The organism is Mesorhizobium sp. M7A.F.Ca.CA.004.12.1.1, assembly GCF_003997835.1.
Lineage (GTDB): Bacteria > Pseudomonadota > Alphaproteobacteria > Rhizobiales > Rhizobiaceae > Mesorhizobium.
In genome coordinates this window covers 1-3,306 of sequence record NZ_RZRK01000686.1, presented here as the reverse complement: position 1 = coordinate 3,306, position 3,306 = coordinate 1, and the positions used below count along the sequence as shown (strand labels likewise).

4 protein-coding genes are annotated in these 3,306 nt (G+C 63.0%); all 4 read right to left on the bottom strand.

The genetic code is table 11. The features are described from left to right. Nucleotides 1-493: GntR family transcriptional regulator (locus EN984_RS27680; protein WP_164765684.1), on the bottom strand; the 493-nt coding region annotated here is incomplete at its 3' end. Nucleotides 494-500: 7 nt separating this feature from the next. Further along, on the bottom strand, nt 501-1,781 hold the full coding sequence (locus EN984_RS27675) for a TRAP transporter large permease (protein ID WP_127269374.1): 1,281 nt from the start codon (nt 1,779-1,781) through the stop codon (nt 501-503). A gap of 4 nt (nt 1,782-1,785) precedes the next feature. Continuing rightward, nucleotides 1,786-2,316, bottom strand: a complete 531-nt coding sequence (locus tag EN984_RS27670; protein ID WP_127269376.1) for a TRAP transporter small permease — start codon at nt 2,314-2,316, stop codon at nt 1,786-1,788. A gap of 100 nt (nt 2,317-2,416) precedes the next feature. Beyond that, a partial coding sequence (locus EN984_RS27665) for a TRAP transporter substrate-binding protein (RefSeq protein WP_164765683.1) occupies nt 2,417-3,306 on the bottom strand: 890 nt, incomplete at its 5' end.

Here is a 3,306-nt window from a genome sequence, read left to right as displayed (position 1 = left end):
TGGTGGCGCTGGCGATCGCGCGATGGAAGGCGAGGTCGGCCGGACCGGTCGGCTCGCTGGCAAGCAGCAGCCGCTCGAATTCGAAGAAGGCTTCCTGGATCGCCGCCTCCTGCGCGGCATTGCGGCGGACGGCGGCGATCCCGGCCGATTCAATCTCGATCGCCAGCCGCACTTCGAGCACGTTGAGCGCGATCGAATCCTTGCTGCCCATGTCCGCGGCCAGCGCGCCGAACATTGTCGAGATGTGCTCTGTGACGAAGACACCGGCGCCCTGGCGCGGTTCGACCAGCCCGTCGGCGGCAAGCTTGGCCAGCGCCTCGCGGATGACGGTGCGGCTGACGCCGAAGGTTTCGGTCAGTTGGCCTTCGGTCGGCAATTTATGGCCGGGCAGGATCTCACCCGCCTGCAACTGCTTGCGGATCGTCGTGACTACTGTCTCCGACAGTTTGGGTTTTCTCTCGACCCTGAGGTCGGTTGCGGTGTCCGATGCCATGTCGCCCCTATTTGAAGACGCTCGGTAGCCAGAGCGAAATGGCCGGAATATAAGTGACGAGCCCCAGTACCACGAGCCCGGCCCCATAGAACGGCCAGATCGAGCGCATCGCCTCCCAGACGGATATCTTGCCCACTGCGCACGCCACGAACTGCACAGCGCCCACCGGCGGCGTATTCAGCCCGATGCCGAAGTTGAGGATCATGATAACGCCAAAATGTACCGGGTCGACGCCGTAGGCTTGCGCCACGGGCAGGAAGATCGGCGTGCAGATGATGATCGTCGGCCCCATGTCCATGAAGGTGCCGAGGAACAGCATCAAGACGTTGAGCAGGAGAAGCACGACCAGCGGATCGTCCGAGATCGCGTTCATGGAGGCTATGAGCGCTGCCGGCACTTTCAGGAAGGCCATCAACCACGAGAACGCCGCCGCCATGCCGATGATGAGCAGCACCATGGCCGTGGTGCGCACGGCACCATGGGTGGCATGAACGAAACCTTCCCAAGTCATCTGCCGGTAAACGAAGACAGTGACGAGCAACGCATAGATGACCGCGACACAGGAACTCTCGGTCGCCGTGAAAACGCCCGATCGTACGCCACCGAAGATGATCGCGATCAGCAGCAGGCCGGGCACCGCGACAGCGAAGAGATGCGCGACGGCGGTGAAGCCCGGAAACGGCTCGGTCGGATAGCCGCGGGAGCGCGCCACGAAATAGGCGGTGATCATCAGCGACAGGGCCAACAGCAGGCCCGGAATGATGCCGGCCGTGAACAGGTCGGCGATGGAGATCTTTCCACCTGCCGAGATCGAGTAGATGATCATGTTGTGCGACGGCGGCAGGAGCAGCGCGATCAGCGCTGCCATCGACGTGACGTTGACGGCGTAATCCGCTCCATATCCACGCGCCTTCATCTGCGGGATCATCAAGCCGCCGACCGCCGCTGCCTCGGCCACCGCGGACCCCGAAATGCCGCCGAACAGTGTAGCGGTCGCAATGTTGACCTGCCCGAGGCCTCCTCGCAAATGGCCGACGAGCGAGCCGGCGAAGGCAACGATCTTGCTGGCGATGCCGCCGCGCACCATCAAGTCGCCGGCATAGATGAAGAAGGGAATGGCCAGCAGCGAAAAGACGCTCATGCCGGAATTCAGGCGCTGGAACACGATGAGCGGCGGCAGGCCCATATAGAGGACGGTGGCAAAGCTTGCGACGCCGAGGCAGAAAGCGATCGGCGTGCCGATAAGCATCAGAAGGGTGAAGACGCCGAAGAGAATCCAGAGTTCCATGGCGTCAGACCTTCACGTTCGCCGTGTCGAGCTCGGTTGCGACTTCCGCCGGCGGCAGTTCATCGAGCACATCGTCGATCGGCGCACCGGAGAGGCGAAGCACGATGCGCTCCAGCGTGAAGAGCACGACGAGCACGCCTCCCGCGACCAGCGGGACGTAGTCCCAGCCCCCCGATATGCCGAGCGACGGCAAGGTAGCGCCCCAGGTCAATGCGACCAGTTGGCTACCATACCAGATCATACCGATGCCGAAGGCGAGCGCGACGAGGTCCGAGATCATCCGCAGCCAACGCTTGCCGCCTTTGGGCAGTACGTAGAGCAGGACGTCGAAGCCGAGGTGATAGTTCTCGCGCACGCCGACGGCAGCGCCGAGGAAAATGAACCAGCTCATCAGCATCACCGAGCCCTGCTCGGTCCAGCTTGGCGAGCGGTTCAGGACATAACGACCGAACACCTGCCAGGCGACGAAGGCGGTCATCAGCACCAGCCCGATGCCTGCGACCCATAGCGCCGCTGTGCTGACGCGCGACATCATGCGCGCGACGCCGGACAGGGGCGGTCTGTGTTCTGGGCTGGAGGTCACCGGTTCTCTCCGCAAGAGGACGGCGGCGCGGAATGCCCGCGCCGCCGCTTGATCACTGCACGGCCTTGATGGCTTCGACCATGGCCTTCAGCTTGTCGTCCTTGACATGCTTCTCGTAGACCGGACCCATGGCGTCGATGAAGGGCTGCTTGTCCGGCGTCGTGATCTGCGAACCGGCCGCCTCGACCTTGGCGCGCGATTCCTTGACCTTGGCGGTCCACAGCTCGCGCTGCCTGGCGACGCTCTCCTTGGCGGCCGCCTTGAAGATCGCCTGATCCTCCGGCGTCAGCTTGTCCCAGCTCGACTTCGCCATGACGAAGGCTTCCGGCACCATAGTGTGCTCGTCGAGCGAATAGAACTTGGCGACTTCCGCATGCTTGGCGGTGTCGTAGCTCGGAAAATTGTTTTCCGCGCCGTCGATGACCCCGGTCTCGATCGCCGAATACACCTCGCCATACGGCATCGGCGTCGCGTTGGCGCCGAGTGCCGCCACCATGTCGACGAAGATGTCGGACTGGATGACGCGGAACTTCATGCCGGACAGATCGGCTAATGAGTTGATCGGTTTCTTCGAATTGTAGAAGGAGCGCGCGCCGCTGTCGTAAAAGGCGAGCAGCACCAGCCCGACCTGTTCGAACGCCGCCGCGATCTGGTCGCCGACCGCCCCGTCCATGACCTTGTGCATATGGTCTTCCGAGCGGAAGATGTAGGGCAGCGAGGGCACCGTGGTTTCGGGAATGAGCCCGTTGAACGGCGCCATCGAGATGCGGTTGAGGTCGATCACGCCGGTGCGAACCTGCTCGATCGTGTCCTTTTCTTCGCCGAGCTGCGCGGAATGATAGAGCTCGACCGCATAGCGGCCGGCCGTACGCTCCTTTACAAGCTCGCCGAAATATTTGACTGCCTCGACCGTCGGATAGCCGTCCGGGTGGGTGTCGGACG

Excerpts from the sequence above, each read along its gene's own strand:
- EN984_RS27675 (WP_127269374.1), bottom strand. The coding sequence starts at position 1,781 with ATGGAACTCTGGATTCTCTTCGGCGTCTTCACCCTTCTGATGCTTATC.
- EN984_RS27670 (WP_127269376.1), bottom strand. The coding sequence starts at position 2,316 with ATGATGTCGCGCGTCAGCACAGCGGCGCTATGGGTCGCAGGCATCGGG.